The following is a 20,349-nucleotide window of genomic DNA, read 5'->3' on the forward strand; positions in this document are numbered from 1 at the left end:
ACCTTGTCGTTGAGGCTCCGGATGAGGAGCGGGTTGAAGCGTTTGGAGTCAGCGGTTCCGCTGAACGGTGACGGGCAGCCGCACGAGGTCTCGGTCCCACGTCACCTTGCAGTTCCTGAAGTTCTGGTAGCGCGCGAGATACAGGTATCCCTTGTCGCCGAAATCCTCGAACGACGGGGTCTCGGCGTCGGGATCGATGAGGCTCGGATAGAAGAAGGCCTCCTTGTCGCCGCAGGCGAGATCCCACAGGAGTTCCGCCTCCATGACGAGGGAGGGTTCGCTCCAGGTCAGGAGATCCGCCGAGGTCGACGCGAAGATGCCCTCCACCTGGCGGCCGTCGGGCAGCTGGCGCTTGTCGCCGAACACGGCGATGACGGTGCCGCTGGCGCGATGGGTCACGAGCCCGCCGATCATGCGGTTGATGGCGTGGGAGGCGACCGGCGCGCAGACATGGGCTTCCGGGTCCTCGGCCTTGTCGCGGAACGGGTCGATGAAGCGCACGGAAAAGTCCCGGCCGTTCCAGGCGCGCCACGAGGTCGGATCGTCCAGATTCTGCGTGCGGATGGGGCAATTGCCGCGCCCCTGCGCGCGGTAGCCGTCGGCGAACATGAAGGCATAGTACCAGCCGTCGCGCTCGATGATGTTCGTCGGATTGGCGTAGCCGACCCGGGACTTCCGATCGGTCGGGTAGGAATAGGGCAGGGTGGCCACCACGGGCGGCCTGCCGCCATTCGCGGCAGGCTTGAACGACCGGCCTCCGTCTTCTGAAACAAGCCCCGTGACCGTGTTCAGAAGGCAGGCCGAGTAGGTGCCTGCCGGGCACTGACCAGGGGTGCGCTCGCCGCGCAGTTCCGTGTGGGCTAGGGCGTACACGGTCTTGCCGTCCCGGGTGTAGACGCCGCTGATCCACGAGAGGTCGTCGAATTCCCGGAGCTTGGGCGACCGATGAGCCTCATGGATGACCGTGCAGTCCCGCGCGACCGTGTCGAGGCTGCGGCCGACATGGACCCGGTTGTCGTTGTGGCTGATGACGAGGCGGACCTCGCCGTCGGCATTCCGGAAGGCACGTGCCGGAGCATCCGGCACGTGGCTCTTTACGCAGGCGTCGCGCGACCAGTCGAAGACGTCTTCCATCGGCCCGGCAGGCTTGACCGACAGGAATGCCTCCGGCGCCTTCTCCGCCCGGACCGGTGAGCCGGCGAAGCAGCCGGCCCCGACCATCAGGGCGGAAAGGAGCGCTCCTGCGGATCTGGTCGAGCGAACCATTACGCCGCCTTCAGCTGCGCCTTCTCGGGCCTGGCCATCACGTCCACCATCTTTGTGTCCGCCCCGTTCTCGACCAGGAATTGGCGCATCTCCCGATAGGTGTGGTGATAGGCCCGGTTAAACTTATCGAACAGGGACTGGTCCCAGTAATCCTCGAGCTTGAACTCCTTGCCGGAGAACACGTCGAAGCTCGGGATCTGGTAGGTCTCGGCGAACTCTACCGTCCGGCTGTCGTAGGTGAAGTAGATCGACGGAACGCCGTTCGCGAGAGCCATCAGGTTGCCGTGCAGGCGGTAGCCGAGCACCATGTCCTTCTGCTGTACCAGGTCCTCGTAGTCCGCGACCACGTCCGAGTAGAACAGCCGCTCGCGATGCAGCTTCTCCATCGTCTCGTCCATGTACCAGTCGTTGACGGTCTTGTTGGCGCGCAGAGCCGCGAAAGCCTCTTCCTTCTGCTCCGGCGTGCCGAACACCATCTTCTTCTCTTCCACCTCGCCCTGGGCCATCAGCACCACGTCGAAGCGTGCCGCCAGACTCTTCACGAGGTCGCGGTGGAAGGTCAGGTACTGCTTGATGTCCTGCGCATAGGTGGCGGACACCTCACGGCGGAGCGTGATGCCGGCCGAGCGGATCGCGTCGAGCGGCGGCAGTTTGATCTCGAGATCGGGGTTGTTGCGGCGGAAGGCCGTGGGGCAGCCGACGATTCGGACGTTCTTGATGCCGATATCCCACAGCACCTGCGCCGAATAGGCGCCGCGCACACCGATCGACGTGGTGGAATCCGCCATCATTCGCAGGACCGTCTTCGTCTCGTCGGACAGTTCGATCTTTCCCTTCACGGGGGCCTGCGCGCCGATGCCCCAGGCGATGACCGGGATCTTGAGCCGCTTCAGGACCTCGATCGTCTGGTTCCAGCGCATGCTGTTGTGGACGTAGTTCGAGCCGCGCAGGAAGACGTAGTCGTATTCCGCATTGATGCGATCCATATCCTCGAACTTCGGATTGACGATCTCGAGGGCATTGAGCTTGTCGTAGTTGAGCAGCTTGAGCGACGAGTCAAACACGAAGGCGTCGCCGATATTGTGGTAGTGGTTGATGCTGCGCTGAATGTCCTTGTAGTTGTACCAGCGAACATTGTCGTGGTTGTAGACTTCACCCGACGGGCTGATGACGAGAATGCGTTTCATGTGAGGGTTCTCCGATTTTTGACGTGGTGCCGTCTCACGCGGTAAGCGCAGCGGCCGATGACGTGGCGACCTTGGCTGTGGCAAGGTCGCGATAGAGGTCGAGGTGCTGCTGTGCGCATTCCTCGTAGCTGATGGGTCTCTTGATGCCTGCGCGCAGGCGGTCCCACAGGCCGGGCGTGGTCAGCGCCTCGGTCATCCTGTCGACGAGGTCCTCCGACGAGCCGACGCGAAAGTGCAGGCCGTCGATGCCGTCGGTGATCTTCTCGGCCATGCCGCCGATGTTGCTGCAGATCATCGGACGGCCATGGAAGAACGATTCCTGGATGACGATCGGCGAGTTCTCCCACCAGATCGACGGAATGATCGTCCAGTCGATCGAGCGCATCAGGCGCGGCATGTCGCTGTTCTGGTAGGCTCCGTAGAAGCGGACGCGATTGCCGGCCCGTTCGACGAGCTTCTCGATCTTCTCCTGAAAGGGTTTCGGCTGGCGTTCGAGGTTGCCGCCGAAGATCATCAGCTGCGCATCGTCTCCCCAGACCGAGTCGGGAATGCGGGCGACGGCATCGAGAAGCACGTCGACGCCTTTGAACTGGGTGATCTGCCCGAAGTACGCGAAGCGCGAACGCCGGTTCCTCTTTCCGCGTGTCGGAAGCTCCCGCGGGGGAGCCGGCTCCGCGACGTCGAGGCCGTTCTCGATCACGATGAAGCGTGCGGGATCGAGGCCCCAGTCCACATAGCGATCGACCAGGAACTGGCTCGGCGACACGAAGTAATCCGCCACCTCCAGGAGACCCCGCACGAAGTGCTCACGCCGCAGGAAGCGGGCAGGGGAGATCTCCGGGAAGCACGCGTTGCAGTCCGAGGGAGAGGCCTTGTGGCACAGCTTCGTGCCGCCGGTCTTCACCATCTGGCCGTGGTGGTGGCAAATCGACAGGAACTCGTGGAAGGTGACCACGATCACGCAGTCGGGGAGGGCGCGGCGCACCGCGTAGATCGTCTCGAGACCAAGACCGATGAAGTGGTGGAAGTGCACCACGTCGGGCCTCAAGTCCTTCAGGACACGCACGAAGTCCCGCTCCAGCTCTTCGGTGTTGCGGTTCGAAATGAGGAAGTGATCGTAATCGTCCGCATGGTAGAGAATGTCGCCGCCCTTCTGGCGGAGACTCATGAGCGCCGTTCCGCTGTGGCGGACGACCGGATATCCGACACGGGCAAGGAAGCGTGACTCGGCGCCGCCGATCTTGTTGAGGCCCTTGTGCAGGTTGTAGGCCGCAATCTCCGCGCCGCCGAGCGAGAAGCCCGGGTGGCCATGAGACACGATCAGGACGCGTGGGGAATGATTGGGCATTGTCATCATCGCATGTTGTTGACCAGAAGGGACCACTTCCGGTCGAAGCTCCATCGATCGATCCGCTGCGCGAGGCGGCGCAGCGGCAGGCTCACACGCCCGGCATCGTCTTCCGCCGAGATCATCTCGACGTCGGGCAGCCAGACGGACATGGTTCCAGCCAAACGCAGCTTGAGGCAGAGGTCCCGACCCTTCTCGCTGGTCTCCAGGTAGGAGCGGGTGAACCCGCCCGCGGCCTCGATGGCGGAGCGGGAGACGATGCAGCAGTTGGTCGTGCCGGCCATGACCTCGGTCGGCCTGGAACCCTGCACGACATCGCGGGGATAGCCGATGTAGCGATCGACGAGTTTCTGCTGGTCGCTGTCGAACCAGGTCCCTGCGAACTGCACCGACTCGTCCTCGAAGACGATCGTCGGGCTCACCAGGGCCTTGCCGCCGCGTGCCCGGTAGGCGCGCTCCATCTGGGTCAGCCAGCCGGCCTGTCGCGGTAGAACGCCCGCCGATAGGAAGACCAGCGCATCCGCTTGGGTTGCCTGGACGGCCGCTTCGAAGGCATCGCAGGCATCCTGCACCCCCTCGGATCCGAGGACCCGGAGCTTGAGCCCGTAGAAGGACGCAAGGCGCTCCGCTTCCGCCGCGATGCTGCCGAAGGCCTCGATCGGCGCCGATACAATGACGGGAACGTCATGCACCTCCGGATCGAGTGCGAGCAGGACCAGGGCTGCGCTGACCTCGCCAGCATCGAGGCCGGCGCCGACGACCAGAACCTTGCCGGCGCCGCTATCGTCGAAGCCGAAATCGCGGCTTTCGACGACCCGTGGCGCGGGGGCCGCGAGCGCCTGCATCATCGGGCCGATATGCCGCTCGATGGCCGTGCCGGCCGAGGCGGTCTTCGGATCGAGCGGCGCCAGAAGGCGTTCGAGGGCTTGGCGCGACAGGTGCCGCATCGGCTTCAGGGGATAGAAGGCCGTGCCGTCGCCGAGCTCGAGCTCGAAATAGATCGGCGCGTCTGCGGAGCAGGAAATCTCGGGCACGAAGGCCAGAAAGCCGTGGTCGATCCGCCGCGGGTCTAGCCGCCCGGCGAAGAGATCGCTCTGCTGAAAGGCTGCGAGGACGTCCGGTCGCGGAAGCCGCGTCCAGGTTTCGTCGACCCGGGATGACGTGGCGCCGGAGCGAACCGTGATCGTCTGCGCATAGCCCTCCGGATCGAGCATCCAGCCGGCAACCAGCAGGCCGCCGCCCGGCACCTCGGCGACCATATCCATTCCGATGCGGACCGGCTGCTTGAGGCTCGAAACGGTGTCCCTCCCGTCGAAGCGCTCGCCGGCACGACGCAGCGTGCTCAACGTTTCCGGGCCGGCGGAAGCGCGGTTCAGGCCGTCTCGGATATGGGCCGGAACCTCGGTCGAGGGGAGCAGAACGCGGCGGCTGTAGACGTCGAGCGTGCGCCATCCGCTCTGGGTGCGGAAGAACAGCTTCTTCAGCTTCTCGGGATCGATGGTGGTCTTGCCGCACTCCATCAGGCCGATGAAGCCCTTGCCTTTCCCGCCGAGGTCCGTGCGATCGACCGTCGCCGCATGAACCGCGCCGGCGGCAAAGCCGTCGTGCTCCACGAGGACCCGCACCTGATCGCCCGGCAGGTCGATGGCCCAGCCCTGGAGGAAGACCTCGCCGGTATCCAGCGATCCCATCACCTCGATCCAACCGTCGTTCTGTGCGACTGCCGTCATGATCGACAGCGCGGCGGCCGACCGTTTGGGGTTGCCCTTGCCGTTGGTCAGGGCCTGGGCCATCCGGTCGGCGACCTCGGCGAAGCGTCCCCCGGCGTCCGCGGACACGATCTGGACGAGGCTCTGAAGCGGAACGGCTGCCCTGACCAGGGTGTAGCGGGTCGGCTGACCGTTCCGGCGCATGACGATCGATCGGAGGCGGACCTTCGCGGCCAGCCGGATTGGCACGATGGCCACGAAACCCGTACTCGCTTCGGGCGGTGAGCCTATGCGGGGCCAGCTGATGACGCCGGCCCGCATGCACATGGAGGGGTCACCGTTGAGGAGGACCTCGACCGTCTCTGGCATCGCGTCGCAGACGCCGCAGATCAGGGCGAGGTCATCGCCGATCGGCGTCGCGAGCGCGGTCTCGCCGTCGACAGGAAGGATCAAATGGTCTTTCACAGGGTTCGTCCCGTCAGTCATCTAGGTGGGGGCACCACAAAGGTGCGATGCGTCGTCGGCCCGAGGCGGCTACGGCGCGCCATGCTGGAGGAGCACCACCAGCGTCGCCAGAGCGCTGGCCGCGGACAGTCCGCTGAACGCGATGAGGAGCGCGACTGCCCGGCGCATGGGCCGGTCAGCGGCCGTCGTCAGCTCACGGATCCGTTTGTCGAAATCCGCCAGAACCGTATCGAAGCGCATGTGGAAGACCTCGATATCGGCAATCTTGCCGGCGAGCTCCGTCTGGCTGGCGCGGACGACGTCGAGAGCTGCCCCGATGCCGTTCTCCTGGCCGACGATCTCGTCGATCTGCTTGGAGGCGTCGCGGAGCGCATTGGAGACCTCCCGCTGAACGAACTGCGACCGGCGCTGCGCCTCGATGAGAAGTTCGAGCCTGTCGAGAACGCGGTTCAGCGGGCCGCTAATCGCCGCTTCGGCGGCCCTCTCGTCATGGCTGGGCGACTGGAGGACCACCTCCTCGCCGGTGCTGGGGGAGACGGCCACGACGGCGAGGTTGCTGGATATGCCAGCCACCGCCTCCGGCAACTCGACCTCGAATGCGTGCCCGCCATCGCCGATCCCGTTGCGCCGGAGATCGACTCGCGGAAGATCCGCCGTCGCGGAGCAGATCATCCGGCCTTCGAGCAGGATCCTGATCAGGAGGCGCTCGGTCGGGCGTGCGCTGTCCCAAACCCAGCCGAACAGCCTGCGGCCTTCGATGGCATCGAGGCGACCGTGGATCTGGGAGGCGGCCGGTTGGTCCGCGACGGCCAGTGCGTTCTTCTGTGCTGTGCTCATGCGGCGTTCGCTTTCAATTCGATGATGTCGGCTTGTCTGCGGATGCTGCCGTAGATGGAGAGGTGCCGTTCGGCGACCTCGGCTATGCTCGGGGGCGGCGTGATCCCCGCCACGAGAGCGTTCCAGAGATCGGGCGTCTCGATCGCGCGACGCATCGCCTGCGCGAGGGAGATCGGATCGTCAGGGCGGACGAGCATGCCATCGACCCCGTCGCGCACCGCCTCGGCCATTCCGCCGATATTGCTGGTGATAACCGGGCGCCGGTGCTGGAAGGCCTCTTGGATGACAAGAGGGGCATTCTCCCACCAGATCGACGGAACCACGACCCAGTCGACGGCCGACACGAGACCCGGGATTTCGTCGGGACGATACGGCCCGAGGCGTACGACGTGGGAGCCAGCTTCCTCGGCGAGCGTCTCGACCTCGTCGACGAACTCCTTCGCCTGGAATGGCGCTCCGCCATGCAGGCGGAGCTCGAAATCTTCCGTGCCCGTTGCGATCAGGCGCTGAACTGCCTTCAGCAGGACCGGGGCTCCCTTCCAGGGATTGAGGTTGCCGAAATAGCCGAACACATGACGCCGGCCGTTCGGGGACGGACGATGGCCCGCCGGCTCGACGGTCGGACGGCCGTTCGGCACGACCGTGATGCGGTCGGCATCGAGTCCCCAGGAGACGAACCGATCCTTGATGAATCGGCTCGGGGCAATGAAGCGGTCGACCTGCCGGAACGATGTCTTGATGAACTGCTCCCGAAGCAGGAAGCGGTCTGCCGAAATCTCCGGAAAACAACCGCTGCAGCGGTTCGGGGAGGCGCGCTCGCATCGCTCGCGGCCCTTGGTGCGGACCATGAGGCCGTCATGAGCGCAGATGGGGTAATAATCGTGCAGCGTCATGACGATGCGGGCGTTCGGCAGGATCCGGCGCACCAGCGCGATGAACTCGACGCCGATGAGCAGGACGTGGTGGATGTGCACGACGTCCGGCCGGAACTCCTCCAGCAGGTTCACGAGGTGAGGCACGGTTCCGTACGAGTCGATCTGGCTCAGGTAGAAGCGCTCGAAGTGACCGCTCCACATGATGACCTCGTCAGGCGTGTCGCCGACCGCCTGGAAGCTCGTGCCGGGGCGCTGCTCGCGGTGGATGTTGTTTGTAGCCGCCAGGAACAACGCCTCGATCTCCGGACGCGAACGGAACTCGCGAAACAGGTCGTGCGCGAGGATCTCCGTTCCGCCAGGGTGAAGGTCCGGGTGGTTATGGGCGACGACGAGAACGCGCATGGTCAGGCCACGTGCTCTGGCTTGATCGCAATGATCACGTCCTGGTAATGCGTGCTCTCCACGCCGCGCCAATGGCCGAAGCTGACGCGTCGGATCTCGAGGCCTGCATTCTTTAGAATGTCTTGGATGATCCCATTGTCGAAGCCGATCGCCCCGAGCGGAGCTGCGGGATCGGCGATCCAGGTCCCTGCCTTCTCGCCCTTCAGGAAGCGCGGCCGGGCCTTGTCCGATGCGGTGTCCTCCGGCGTGACCAGAAAGGCCGTCAGGAACAGCCGCCCGCCCGGCACCAGAAGCCGCATGACCTCGCGCGCATAAGCGGTGATTTCGCTCGCCGGGAGATGGGTTGCGACAGACACCATCGTGACGAAGTCGAAGCGTGATCCGGCGAAGGGAAGCACGACCTCATGGCCGGGAATCGCGCCACCGGGATTGTAGAGCTCGTGCGCGACATCGACCCTGCAGAACCGGAAGTTCGGATAGGCGGACGTGATGTTCTGAACGCACCACTCGATGCCCTCGTTGACCGGGTCGACGCCCTCGTAGAAGGCATGGTTCGGGTCGAGGTACTGGGTGAGCGGAACGGCCATCCGACCGATGCCGCAGCCGATGTCGAGCACGCGATCGGATGACTTGAGCCCGCCGAGCCGGACGTAGTGTCCGAGATATTCGAGGCCGATAGCACGATAGTCGCCGTCGCCGACATAGACGTTCTCCGGCGCCGGGCACGGCAGTTCGTCGTTGCGGGAGATTTCGTTCATCAGCTGCGTGAGGCGCGCGGAGTCGAAGCCTTCCGGAGCAACTTCCGAGCGTTCGGCCTTGAGGTCGAAATGAGCATTCATATCACGGCGTTCCTTGTCTTGCGCTGCCGACCGGATTGCATGATCGAGGTCATGAGATCGCCCCAGCGCTCCGTGTGCAGAGCGCAATTGTACTGCCAGGCGATGCCACGCATGTATTCGGCATTCAGCGACATCGATTTGCGCTCGAGGTGATAGAGCTCGACGTCGGGTGCGTACGCGATCTTACGATCCGTCATGGTGATTTTGAGGCAGAGATCGCTATCTTCGTAATCTCCGACGACGTAATCTTCAGTGAAGCCGCCGACGGCTTCGAAGACCGCACGCGGCGTGACGAGGCATGCGCCGGTGACCGCAGGAACCAGACGCTCCTCAGATGCGCGCTCGTAATCGCGCGGCATGCCTTTGTGATAATGCTGGTTCAGCCAGCGGCCGTGATGGTCCTTCGAGAAGTACATCCCGGCGTGCTGGATCGAACCGTCCTCGAACAGCAGCTTCGGCCCGACCGCACCGATACGGCGCCGGCCGTTGAGGCGTCCCACTAGGATTTCAAGCCAGCCGGGTTCGATCGGAATGACGTCCGAATTCACGAGGGCCAGAACGTCTCCACGTGCGTAGGTCGCCCCGACATTGTTCGCGCACGCATACCCGCCGTTACGCTCCATGATGATGAGCGTCGTCGGGAGGTCGTAGACGAGATGGAGACCCCGCAGGAGATGTTCGACGTCCCGAGCCTGCTCCGGTGAATCTAGAACATAGATCACCTCCGCATTTGACCTGAACCAGGAGTCCATGGCGAACGCGGCAATCTGAAACCGGAGAAAGTCCAGGGCCTTGTAGAGCGGAACGATCACCGAGACTCTCGGTCTTGCGATCGGACTGCCGATCTCCTTGACGGAAGGCCGGCCGACTCTCGTTCGCGCCTGCTCGTGCAAGTCTGCAATGACCGGCGCAAGAACGTTCGTCAGCAGACTATCATCCACATGCTGGGCGGGAATGGCCCGCAGAGCGGCAGCCCGCGCTTCCACAGGATCAGCCGGCTGGAGCGGTGGGACGAGCGCATGCGTGGCGCCGGATCTCAGGCGCAGGCGAAAGCGGGGTTGAAGAAGCGGCGCAGGACCGGACGGCATTGCGGCAAGGACCGCGAAACCCGTCGCAGGAACCTTCGACCCCTTGATCGGGCCGGCCACGTCGACCGGAAAGCAGCGAAGGTCTGCGGAAAGGTCCTGTATCCGGTCGGCAGGGCCCAACGCATCGATGCCTGCGAACAGATGAACCGGATCGCGGTACCAGCCTGTGACCAGCGTGCCGGCCGGCGTCGAGATGGCGGAGACGATCTCAGCCGAGGGGGCTGTTGCATGGGAGGCTGCACGTTGCGCCCTCAGCGGCGCGCGCAGCTGCACCTCTATCGCGAGGGCCCGTCCGGCCGTCGAGTGGCGTGCGATCTCCACCAGCAGGTGCTCGCGCAGACCCGGTGCATTCTTGGCATGTTCGCGAAGCCAGCGGTCGATCGGGGGAGGGGCCCGATCGGGACGGCGCACCTTTCGGACGGATAGCCCGCGGGGCCCGACGAGGACGATCAGGCCGTCCTCCGAAGGAATGGCTGTCCTCTCGGCTAAGATATGAATGAGATCGCGGGCATCTTGCGGTGAATTGATTCGATAGGGAGCGCACGCAACGCGCACAGGTCCCTGGTCGCCAAGAGCGTACACGGCGTCGATCTTGCCGAAGCCCTCGGAAAGGGAAGTCTGGAGCAGGACAAGCTCGCCCGTTGCCTGTGCGGATACGATCGCCGGACTGGGATCGGTGGAGATCTGCGCCAGGACCTCGTGCAGGATTCTGATGAAGGTTCGGCTCCGCCGAAGGCGGAACATGACGCTCCAGACGTTGAAGAGCGCCGAGACGAGGGCGATGCGCCCCGACCGGGTGATGCCGGCAAGCAGCGTCTCGGCATCGACAGCCGTGATGATCTCGTGGGCCTCGACCAGGATATCCGCGGGCGGATAGAGCGGCCCCGCCGACAGGACGGCTTCCAGGTCGCCGTCGTTCGGGCGCTTCAAGGCCCACACAAGTCGCGCGCCGCCGTCCGTGCGAGTAAGGCGCAGCGATGCGAGCGGCGCGATCGTACGGTTGTCCGTCGCGAATTGAGGAGACGAGAATCGCGCGGCCTGCGATACGTCCCACGCAACGAGAAGCACGTCCCGGCCGAGACTTGAAATCTCGACGCGGTCCGTGTGCTTACGGGTTCGAATGGGGTCTGCGAGGTCAGACATTCAATGACTGCTCAAGGGGCGCTCGTGATATGGATGTCGCGGAACATGTCCGCGACATCCGGTTTCGGGTGATCGATCAGTGAACGGAGAAATAGTCGGTCGGGTTGTTGTGCACGTCGTCGGCATCGACATTGACGAGCGTGATCTTGTCGCCGTTGCCGAGATCGATGACGGTGTTGTGTCCGACCTGCTCGACACGGCCGGCGAGATCGTCTGCCGATTGGATGTCGGTGCCGTTGATGCCCTTGGAGATCTGAAGAATGTCCTGGCCGGCCTTGAAGTCGAGGACGACATCGTTGCCGCCGCCGCCGCTGAACACGAATGTGTCGCCGCCGGCGCCGCCATGCAGGATGTCGTCGCCCGCGCCTCCCGTCAGGATATCGTCGCCGTTGCCGCCACGGAGGACGTCATCGCCGGCGCCGCCCACGAGGACGTCATTGCCGTTGTTTCCTTCAAGGATATCGTTGCCGTCGCCGCCGAACAGAATGTCGTCGCCGTTTCCGCCCCGCAGGTAATCGTCGCCGGAATTGCCCTGAAGAACGTCGTTTCCGTTGTTGCCGAACAGGACGTCGTCGCCGTCGTTCCCCTGCATGATGTCGGCGCCGTTGCCGCCGAAAAGGGTGTCGTTGTCGAGGCCACCTGACAGCCAGTCATCACCGTTGTTACCGAACAGGATGTCGTCTCCCTCGCCGCCGGAGAGGGCGTCGCTGTCACCTCCTCCGAAGAGCAGGTCGTCGCCACCATGACCGAAGATGACGTCCGGGCCCGGTGTTCCGTTGAGGGTGTCGTTAAAGGCACCGCCTCCGATAGTCGCCATATGTGTTTCCTTATCGTCTGGACTGGACGAGCGGCCGTACGGCCGATCGCATCTCTGAGCCGAATGAAAGCGCTGACTGCGCAGCGAGGATGGGCCGAGCCGAACATTGGGTGTCGAACAAGGGGCCCGGCAAGCACTGTGATAAGACAGCGCTTCTGGCTTGTAAATATTAATTGAGTATTTTTCTAATTATGACAGTAATTGTCACATATGTGGCGATTATTTGACAGATATAAATCAAAATACCTTTGAGATTACTTTATTATTATTTCGAAAATTGAACTATAGTCTATGTGTATCGACTGAGCTGCGGATGCCCGTAGGCAATCGCGACAGGGCCACCCCTGTCGCGGTGCTGACGTGATCGGTACTCGTAAGAATTTGCACCGCGACGCAGTCCGCCTATTCCTCGCGGAATGCGCGGTTGAAGCTCTCGGTGATCGGTCCCAGCAGATAGTCGATCGCGCGGCGCGGTTTATTGAGAACGAGGATTTCCGCCGGCATGCCGGGATAAAGAGTGGGTGCCGCGTTTGCCTTCAGGCTTTGAGGGTCGATCTCGGCGCGTGCGACGAAGAAGGCGAAGTCGTTTCGCTCGTCCACCTGCTGGTCGGCCGAGAGATATGTGAGCTTGCCCGGAAGCGGAGGCGTCGTCCGGTTGTTGAAGGCGGTGAGCCTGATCTGCACCGGTGCTCCCACGTGAACGGAGTCGATGTCGCGCAGCCCGACTTTGGCTTCGACGATCAGGGGTTCGTTCTCGGGCACGATGTCGAGGATCGGCTGCCCCGCGGCGATCACGCTCCCCGGCGTGTGGGAACGGATGTTGGTAACGATCCCGTTCTCCGGCGATACCACGTCGATGCGACGAAGAACGTCGGTTGCCGCGTTGAGGCGCTCCATCGTGTCGGCGAGATCGAGCTGCGCCGTCTGGATGTCGGCGGCCACCTGTTGCTGGAAATCGTTTCCAAGCGACAGGATCTCGAGTTCGGCCGCAGCCTTGGCTTGCTCGGCCTTGGCCTTTCGCGAGGCGAGTTCGCCCGCCTGACCCATGAGCTGGCTTTCCCGCGTCTGCATCTCGGTGAGGCGGGGACGCGGCGCGTAGCCTTTCTCCACCAGGCTTGCAACGGCCTTGAGCTCCCGATCGAGCAGTTCCGCCTGACGGGTGTTCGCCTCCGTTTGGGATTGTACCGCTTGGAGTTCCGCCACCTGTTGCTCGATGGTCTTTCGCTGGATCTCGACCTTGCGGTTGAACATCTCGCGTCGTGCGTGGAAGAACCTGTTCTCCGCCTTGAGGATCTCGCCTGCGGTCGGCCCCTCGGCCGCAAGGAGGTCCGGCGGGAAGGTCAGTTCCGTAAGGCCGGCTTGTTCGGCTCTCAAGCGCACCAGACGCGCTTCGAGCCCGATTCGCTTCGAGCGAAGCTGCTCGAGTTCCGCTTTCGCCCGCGTGTCGTCGAGGCGCATGACGGGTTGACCGGCCTTCACCACCTGTCCCTCATGCGCCAGCAGCGTCTTGAGGATACCGCCTTCCAGGTGGCTCAGTGTCTTGCGCTTCGAATCGACGACGATCGTCGCGGTTGCGACGGCGGCGCTGTCGAGATGCGTCGTGACCGCCCAGGCCGTAAGGCTTCCGAGGCCGAGGAATACCGTGGTCAGGCCTGCGATCACCGGAACGCGATAGGACGGCTCGCGCGGCTCGTCGTCCTGAAACCGTTCGGTCCAGGATTTCAGCTCCGTCTTCGAAGTCGTTGCCGGAGCGGAGGGATGGGCCTTGATGATTTCGACAGGGTTCTTCATGCGCTCCCCCTCACGGCGGCAATCGCTTTCTCGCCGGGACTGATGGTGCTCACGACCGCAGTGCGCGGGCCGAACTGGCTGATCCGGCCTTCCTGCAGGACCATGAGCTTGTCGGCGGCCTGCATGATCGACGGCCGGTGCGCGATCAGAATGACGATCGTTCCATCGGCCCTTAGAGCCTCAATGGCACGGATGAGGGCACGCTCGCCGTCGGTATCAAGATTGGCGTTCGGTTCGTCGAGAACGACCAGACGGGGCCTGCCGTAGATGGCCCGCGCGAGCCCGATCCGCTGCCGCTGGCCGCCGGAAAGCGCATAGGTTCCGTCGCCGAGGCGCGTATCGTAGCCGAGCGGAAGGCGCCCGATCATCTCGTGAACGTCAGCGAGACGGGCAGCCTCGAGCACGAGACGGGGATCCGCGTCCCGCATCCGGGCGATGTTGTCGCGGATGGTTCCGTCGAGGAGGGAGACGTTCTGAGGCAGATAGCCGACCATGTCGCCGAACGAGCCGCGCTCCCACAGATAGACGTTGTTGCCGTCCAGATAGACGCCGCCGGTCGTCGGCTTCGTGACGCCGATGAGAAGCCGGGCCAGCGTCGACTTGCCGGCCGCCGAAGGGCCGACGATGCCGAGCACCTCGCCCGGAGAAAGTGAGAAGGACAGTCCTTTCAGCACCGGCACGTCGGAGCCGGGCGGTGCGTAGACGAGCCTATCGACCGTCAGGTCGCCCATCGTGCGGGGCGTCGGCTTCGTCTCGCGCTTCGGAGCCTGATTGCCGATGAGGTCGCACACATTCTTCCAGGCCGCGATGGCCAGAACCCACTGCCGCCAGCCGTCGACCATCGAGTCGAACGGCAGCAGGAGGCGGCCCATGATGATGCTCGAAGCCACCATGGAGCCCGGGCTGACCTCCTGCCGGATGACCAGGATGGCGCCGACCGAGAGCACCGCGATCTGCATCATGTAGCGGCACGTGCGGGTCAGTGAGGAGAGGGCGCGGCTGCGCCGGGTCGTGACGTCCAGCAGGTCTTGCGTGTGCAGCTGCGCCCGCCGCCAGCGGCCCGCAAGGGCCGGGAGCATCCCCATGGCCTCGATGGCTTCCGCATGCCGCAGGCTGCCGCTGATCTCACCGACGTTCTGAAGAGCTGCCTCGTTGGCTCGCTTCATGGCCCTCCGCGTCAGGAAATCCGATAGCAGGCTGAGCATCAGGATGATCGTGGCCGAAACCAGGGCCACGAGGCCGTAGAGCCAATGCAGCGCGAAGAGGACGCCGAGGAAGATGGGGGCCCAGAGAGCTTCGAGCGGAACGCTGATGGTATTGCCGACGATGAAGGTCCGAATGTCGTTGAGATCGCGGATCGCCTGACCGGACTGTGCAACGCCGTGCGTGACGGACGCCGACACAGCGGCCTGGAGGACCGGAAGGTTGAGCCGCCTCACCAGCTTGCTGGCCATCACCTGGTAGGTCAGCGCCCGCACATAGTCGAGAATGCAGTAAATCGCCAATGCGATTGCAGCGACCACGATCAGCATGATCAGCGTATCGGTGCTCTGACTGTTCACAACCCGGTCATGCACTTGAAGCATGAAAAGGGGCACAGTCAGCTGAAGCATGTTGATGACAGCGCTGAGCGCGGCAGCATAGGCCAGACCCGAGACGAAGGCCTTGCGTCCTTGCTGGATGAGATCTGCGGCTTCTGATCCGACAGGTCTTTTCATGCGGGAGCTGCTCCAAAAAGAGGCATCTTCGGGGCGTATCCAAATTTTGCCCAAAAGTTATTCAAGGAGGTTTATGCGATATGGATGGTTGTTCGTCTACTCAGAAAGTATGATTCGTGACACATCGAAAAGTGTCGCACAGGAATAAAAACAATATATGTCGCTAATTATCTGCTGATATTCATCAAGAATTCAGCGCTGATCGGCTCAAAATCAAATTAGTTCGAAATTCGAACTAATTTGATTAGGTGATTATGAGAAAGTACGATGAGTGCTAAACCAAATTCTCCTCGGAGCGGGGGAATGAAAGAGGCTGGGGCAACAATGAATGCGGTAACCGACGCAACATCGGAAGAAGGCAAAGAAAGATCCGCCATGTCCGATGACCATGATCGCGCCCGTTCGCAACTGGCGAGCGTCGCACATCTCGACATCGTCAGGGTGGTCGAGCGCCTCCATCGGCGCTCCCTGGACCTGATCCGGGCGGATCTGCTCGAGGCCGGAATCGATGACCTGAGCCCATCGCAGGTCATGATGCTGTTCACGATCGGCTCGGGAGAGCTCTCGGTTCGGGACCTGATCGAGCGCGGCTACTATCTCGGATCGAACGCGTCCTACAGCCTCAAGCGACTCGTCGAAGCCGAATACGTCATTCGAACCGCATCGGAGCGCGACAGGCGTTCTGCGCGCATCAAACTGTCGGAGAAGGGGCTCCGGCTCTGCGACATGATCAAGCACATCGACAGAACCTACCATCAGCTCGTCACGCGCGACGAGGAGGAGGCTCGCGAGCTGGAAATCACCTTCCGGACGCTCAAGCGCCTTGAGCAGGCGTGGAGCAATGCCGTGCGCTATCGGGGGATCCGGCCAGGAGAGTGACCGGAGCTTCTCGGGTTCATCGATCCGTCACCCGGCGTCGCTGCCGAGTTGGCCGAGCTGCTCCGGGCCGGCGACTTCCTTCTCGATCGGGCTTTCGCTTGGCTGGATGCTCTGCAACGCGTCAATGACGAGCGGATCCAAACCGGCTCCTCCCTGCCGGGCATGCGCCAGAATGGCGTTGCGCATGCCCGGAGTCCAAAATGAGACGAGATGATCCTTAATCCCTGCGACTGCCTTGTCCTCCGGATAAGACTGAAAGAAGCCTGCAATCTGGTTGGCCATGCGGATCAGCTTCTCGATGGTCATCGGGCCGATTCCTGCTGAAGGAGACGCTCGAGGCCGTGAAAGACGGTCATGGAATCGCGTCGCGCGATTCCTGCGAGCGTGATGTCCAGTTCCCGGGCCCGCGCAAGGGCCCGGGCCGTCGGAGCTGAGACCGCCACGAGCGTGCGCGCCCCGAAGGCGGCGATCTTCTCCACGAGTTCGAATGAGCAACGACTCGTGACGATTGCGAAGCCCTGCCTCGGATCTGCGTCGGTCCGAACAAGGGCGCCGATCAGCTTGTCGAGTGCGTTGTGGCGACCGACATCCTCTCGTACCGTCACGACTTCGCCATCGATGCCCGCCCATGCGGCAGCGTGAACGGCGCGGGTGCGATCGTTCAGGGGCTGCCAGTGCTCCATCTGATCGAGAGCACGCCGGACGGAGCCAACCGCAATGCGGGGCGCCTCTCCCTCCGGAGCCCTTGCGTGAGGAAGAGACGCGAGATCGTCGATCCCGCACAGGCCGCACCCGGTTCTGCCCGATAAAGCCCGCTTGCGCGCGAGATGCTGGTGCAGACGCTCGGGCACAAGATCGATGGAGCACTGGAGGCCATTCTCCGCCTGCTCGATGCGAATTCCGCGAATATCGCGACGATCCAAAATGACGCCCTCGGTGAGGCTGAATCCGTAGGCGAAGTCCTCGAGATGGGATGGCGTTACCATCATGACGGCGAAGGGAACGCCCCCATAGATGATGCCGACAGGCTCCTCCGCAGGCAGCACCCTCCCGGTGCTCGTGACGGCTCCGGTTTCGAAGGAGACGACCGAGGCTTCGGCCTCCGTCGCTTCCGGAGGAGCGCCATGGCGGCTACTGGGCGGCATCCAGGCGGGTCCCGATTTGCTTGAGCGTGGCATTCTCCTCGAAGAAGCGCGCCTGCCAGTCGGAGGGGCGATTGGTCTTTCGCACCTGGACGGCCGTTACCTTGTACTCGGGGCAGTTCGTCGCCCAATCCGAATAATCGGTGGTGATGACGTTCGCGCCGGTCTTCGCGTGGTGGAAGGTCGTGTAGACCACTCCCGGTTGCATCCGTTCGCTGATCCGCGCCCTCAACGCAATGTCGCCCGAACGGCTCTCCAGGGCCACCAGATCGCCCTCCATGATGCCCCGGTTCTCGGCGTCGAAGGGATGGATCTCCAGCACGTCCTCCTCATGCCACAGGCTGTTGGCCGTGCGACGGGTCTGCGCCCCCACATTGTACTGGGTCAGAATGCGCCCGGTCGTAAGGATCAGCGGGAAGCGCGGGCCGGTCCGCTCCTCGGTCGGCACGAATTCCGTGATCATGAACTTGCCCTTGCCGCGCACGAACCGATCCACATGCATGGTCGGCGTTCCGAAGGGAGCCGCGTCGTTGCAGGGCCACTGGATCGAACCGAGCTTCTCGAGCTTCTCGTAAGAGACACCTGCGAAACTCGGGGTGAGCCGCGCAATCTCCTCCATGATCTGGCCTGGGTGCTCGTAGCTCATTTCGAAACCGAGTGCTTTGGCGAAGGCGATCGTTACTTCCCAGTCCGCCATGCCGCTCAAGGGCGGCATGACCTTGCGCACGCGGTTGATGCGTCGCTCCGCGTTGGTGAATGTCCCGTCCTTCTCCAGGAACGAGGATCCCGGCAGGAAGACATGGGCGTACTTGGCAGTCTCGTTCAGGAAGATATCCTGGATGACCACGCACTCCATTGCCATTAAGCCCGCAGTAACGTGCTGCGTGTCCGGGTCGGACTGCGCGATGTCCTCGCCCTGGATATAGAGTCCTTTAAACGAACCGGAGACCGCCTCGTCCAGCATGTTGGGAATGCGAAGTCCCGGCTCGTTGTCGAGCGCCACGCCCCAAAAAGTCTCGAACATCTGCCTAGTCGCATCGTCTGACACATGGCGGTAGCCGGAGAACTCGTGCGGGAACGAGCCCATGTCGCACGAGCCCTGGACGTTGTTCTGCCCGCGCAGCGGGTTCACGCCCACGCCTTGCCGGCCGATGTTGCCGGTCGCCATGGCGAGGTTCGCCATGCCCATCACCATCGTCGAGCCTTGGCTGTGCTCCGTGACGCCGAGTCCGTAGTAGATCGCTGAATTCTGCGCCTTCCCGTAGAGGCGCGCCGCGCCGCGCACGTCGGCGGCCGGCACGCCGGTCAGATCCTCGACGGCTTCCGGAGAATGGCGCTCATCGGCGATGAAGCGGGCCCAGACCTCGAAATCGTCGAGGTCGCAGCGCTCGCGCACGTAATCCTCGTTGATCAAACCTTCCGTCACGATCACGTGCGCGATGGCGTTGATCATCGCCACGTTGGTGCCGGGCTTCAGCGGCAGGTGGTAGTCTGCCTCGACGTGCGGCGACCTCACGAGGTCGATCCGCCGCGGGTCGATGACGATCAGCCGCGCACCCTCGCGCAGGCGCCGCTTCATGCGCGACGCGAAGACCGGATGGCCGTCCGTGGGATTGGCGCCGATCACCACGATGACGTCGGCCTCGGCGACGGAGGCGAAGTCCTGCGTGCCGGCGGAGGTGCCGAGGGTCGCCTTCAGGCCGTAGCCGGTCGGCGAGTGGCAGACCCGGGCGCAGGTATCGACGTTGTTGTTGCCGAAGCCGGCCCGCACCAGCTTCTGGACCAGGAAGGTCTCCTCGTTGGTGCAGCGGGACGAGGTGATGCCGCCGATGGAGTTGCGGCCGTACCTCGCCTGGATGCGCTTGAACTCGCTCGCCGCACGGGTCAGCGCCTCGTTCCACGAGACCTCGCGCCATGGATCCGTGATCTTCTCGCGGATCATCGGCTTCGTGATGCGGTCCTTGTGCGTGGCGTAGCCCCAGGCGAAGCGTCCCTTAACGCAGGAATGGCCTTCGTTCGCCTTGCCGTCCTTGTACGGCACCATGCGCACGACCATATTGCCCTTCATCTCCGCCTTGAACGAGCAGCCGACGCCGCAATAGGCGCAGGTCGTCACCACCGAACGCTCAGGCGTGCCGAGCGTGATGACGCTCTTCTCGTTGAGGGTCGCGGTCGGGCAGGCCTGGACGCAGGCGCCGCAGGAGACGCATTCCGAGCCGAAGAAGTCGAGGCCGCCCGGCGAGACGCGGGAGTCGAAGCCGCGCCCCTGAATGGTGAGGGCGAAGGTTCCCTGCACTTCTTCGCAGGCCCGAACGCAGCGCGAGCAGACGATGCATTTCGAATCCTCGAACGTGAAGTAGGGGTTCGACTCGTCCTTCGGGGCTTTGAGATGGTTTTGGCCCTCGTAGCCGTAGCGGACCTCACGCAGGCCCACGGCGCCCGCCATATCCTGCAGTTCGCAATCGCCATTGGCCGAGCAGGTGAGGCAGTCGAGCGGGTGGTCGGAGATGTAGAGTTCCATCACGCCCCGCCGAAGGTCTGCGAGCCGCGGGGTCTGGGTGTGCACGACCATGCCTTCCTCGACCGGCGTCGTGCAGGAGGCGGGGGTGCCGCGGCGTCCCTCGATCTCCACGAGGCAGAGGCGGCAGGAGCCGAAGGGCTCCAAGCTGTCCGTTGCGCAAAGCTTCGGAATCTTCGTGCCGAGCACCATGGCGGCGGCCATGACGGAGGTACCGGCCGGAACGGAGACGGATTGCCCGTCGATCGTGAGGGTGGCGATCTTGTCCGACTTGCGGATCGGCGTGCCGTAGTCGATTTCCTGGATCAGGGGCATGGTCTGACCT

Annotated in this window: 15 protein-coding genes; 1 reads left to right on the plus strand and 14 read right to left on the minus strand. The window is 63.5% G+C overall.

Annotation, left to right across the window (positions count from 1 at the left end; translation table 11 throughout):
• Positions 1-48 precede the first annotated feature (48 nt).
• From DES45_RS14905 to DES45_RS14955, 11 genes are all read right to left on the minus strand, one after another.
• Entirely contained in the window at positions 49-1,266 is a 1,218-nt protein-coding gene (locus DES45_RS14905) for a hypothetical protein (protein ID WP_114770799.1), read from the minus strand.
• Positions 1,266-2,453, minus strand: a complete 1,188-nt coding sequence (locus DES45_RS14910; protein WP_114770800.1) for a polysaccharide pyruvyl transferase family protein — start codon at positions 2,451-2,453, stop codon at positions 1,266-1,268. Before DES45_RS14910 ends, DES45_RS14905 begins: the two co-directional genes overlap by 1 nt.
• Positions 2,454-2,487: 34 nt before the next feature.
• Positions 2,488-3,801 (minus strand): glycosyltransferase family 4 protein, encoded by a 1,314-nt coding sequence (locus tag DES45_RS14915; protein ID WP_114770925.1) that lies wholly within the window; start codon positions 3,799-3,801, stop codon positions 2,488-2,490.
• A gap of 5 nt (positions 3,802-3,806) precedes the next feature.
• Complete coding sequence (locus DES45_RS14920) at positions 3,807-5,975, minus strand: glycosyltransferase family 2 protein (RefSeq protein WP_245571730.1); 2,169 nt, start codon at positions 5,973-5,975, stop codon at positions 3,807-3,809.
• 69 nt (positions 5,976-6,044) lie between these two features.
• On the minus strand, positions 6,045-6,812 hold the full coding sequence (locus DES45_RS14925; protein WP_114770802.1) for a hypothetical protein: 768 nt from the start codon (positions 6,810-6,812) through the stop codon (positions 6,045-6,047).
• Positions 6,809-8,095 (minus strand): glycosyltransferase family 4 protein, encoded by a 1,287-nt coding sequence (locus DES45_RS14930; protein WP_170151524.1) that lies wholly within the window; start codon positions 8,093-8,095, stop codon positions 6,809-6,811. Before DES45_RS14930 ends, DES45_RS14925 begins: the two co-directional genes overlap by 4 nt.
• Positions 8,092-8,928 (minus strand): class I SAM-dependent methyltransferase, encoded by an 837-nt coding sequence (locus tag DES45_RS14935; RefSeq protein ID WP_114770804.1) that lies wholly within the window; start codon positions 8,926-8,928, stop codon positions 8,092-8,094. The genes DES45_RS14930 and DES45_RS14935 overlap by 4 nt, the downstream gene beginning before the upstream one ends.
• Positions 8,925-11,159 carry a glycosyltransferase gene (locus DES45_RS14940; protein ID WP_114770805.1) on the minus strand — a complete coding sequence of 745 codons (2,235 nt, stop codon included), beginning with the start codon at positions 11,157-11,159 and terminating at the stop codon, positions 8,925-8,927. Before DES45_RS14940 ends, DES45_RS14935 begins: the two co-directional genes overlap by 4 nt.
• A 76-nt stretch (positions 11,160-11,235) precedes the next feature.
• Positions 11,236-11,976, minus strand: coding sequence for a calcium-binding protein (locus tag DES45_RS14945; RefSeq protein ID WP_114770806.1), 741 nt, complete (start codon positions 11,974-11,976; stop codon positions 11,236-11,238).
• A 402-nt stretch (positions 11,977-12,378) separates the two neighbouring features.
• Entirely contained in the window at positions 12,379-13,767 is a 1,389-nt protein-coding gene (locus tag DES45_RS14950) for an HlyD family type I secretion periplasmic adaptor subunit (RefSeq protein ID WP_114770807.1), read from the minus strand.
• Complete coding sequence (locus DES45_RS14955) at positions 13,764-15,485, minus strand: type I secretion system permease/ATPase (protein ID WP_114770808.1); 1,722 nt, start codon at positions 15,483-15,485, stop codon at positions 13,764-13,766. Before DES45_RS14955 ends, DES45_RS14950 begins: the two co-directional genes overlap by 4 nt.
• A gap of 375 nt (positions 15,486-15,860) precedes the next feature.
• On the opposite strand from DES45_RS14955, the gene DES45_RS14960 reads away from it, so the two are divergent.
• Positions 15,861-16,364, plus strand: a complete 504-nt coding sequence (locus DES45_RS14960; RefSeq protein ID WP_114770809.1) for a MarR family transcriptional regulator — start codon at positions 15,861-15,863, stop codon at positions 16,362-16,364.
• A gap of 27 nt (positions 16,365-16,391) precedes the next feature.
• Here DES45_RS14960 and DES45_RS14965 read toward each other — a convergent pair whose 3' ends face one another.
• The 3 genes from DES45_RS14965 to fdhF are packed head-to-tail and all read right to left on the minus strand — an operon-like array spanning position 16,392 to position 20,339.
• The gene (locus DES45_RS14965) at positions 16,392-16,670 is read right to left on the minus strand and encodes a formate dehydrogenase subunit delta (RefSeq protein ID WP_173949875.1); all 279 of its coding nucleotides are present in this window, start codon (positions 16,668-16,670) and stop codon (positions 16,392-16,394) included.
• Entirely contained in the window at positions 16,667-17,509 is an 843-nt protein-coding gene (fdhD, locus tag DES45_RS14970) for a formate dehydrogenase accessory sulfurtransferase FdhD (RefSeq protein WP_114770810.1), read from the minus strand. Before fdhD ends, DES45_RS14965 begins: the two co-directional genes overlap by 4 nt.
• Positions 17,496-20,339: a formate dehydrogenase subunit alpha gene (fdhF, locus tag DES45_RS14975; protein ID WP_114770811.1), complete on the minus strand. Its 2,844-nt coding sequence runs from the start codon at positions 20,337-20,339 to the stop codon at positions 17,496-17,498. Before fdhF ends, fdhD begins: the two co-directional genes overlap by 14 nt.
• Positions 20,340-20,349 lie beyond the last annotated feature (10 nt).

Origin of the sequence: Microvirga subterranea, from assembly GCF_003350535.1 — a bacterium.
Lineage (GTDB): Bacteria > Pseudomonadota > Alphaproteobacteria > Rhizobiales > Beijerinckiaceae > Microvirga > Microvirga subterranea.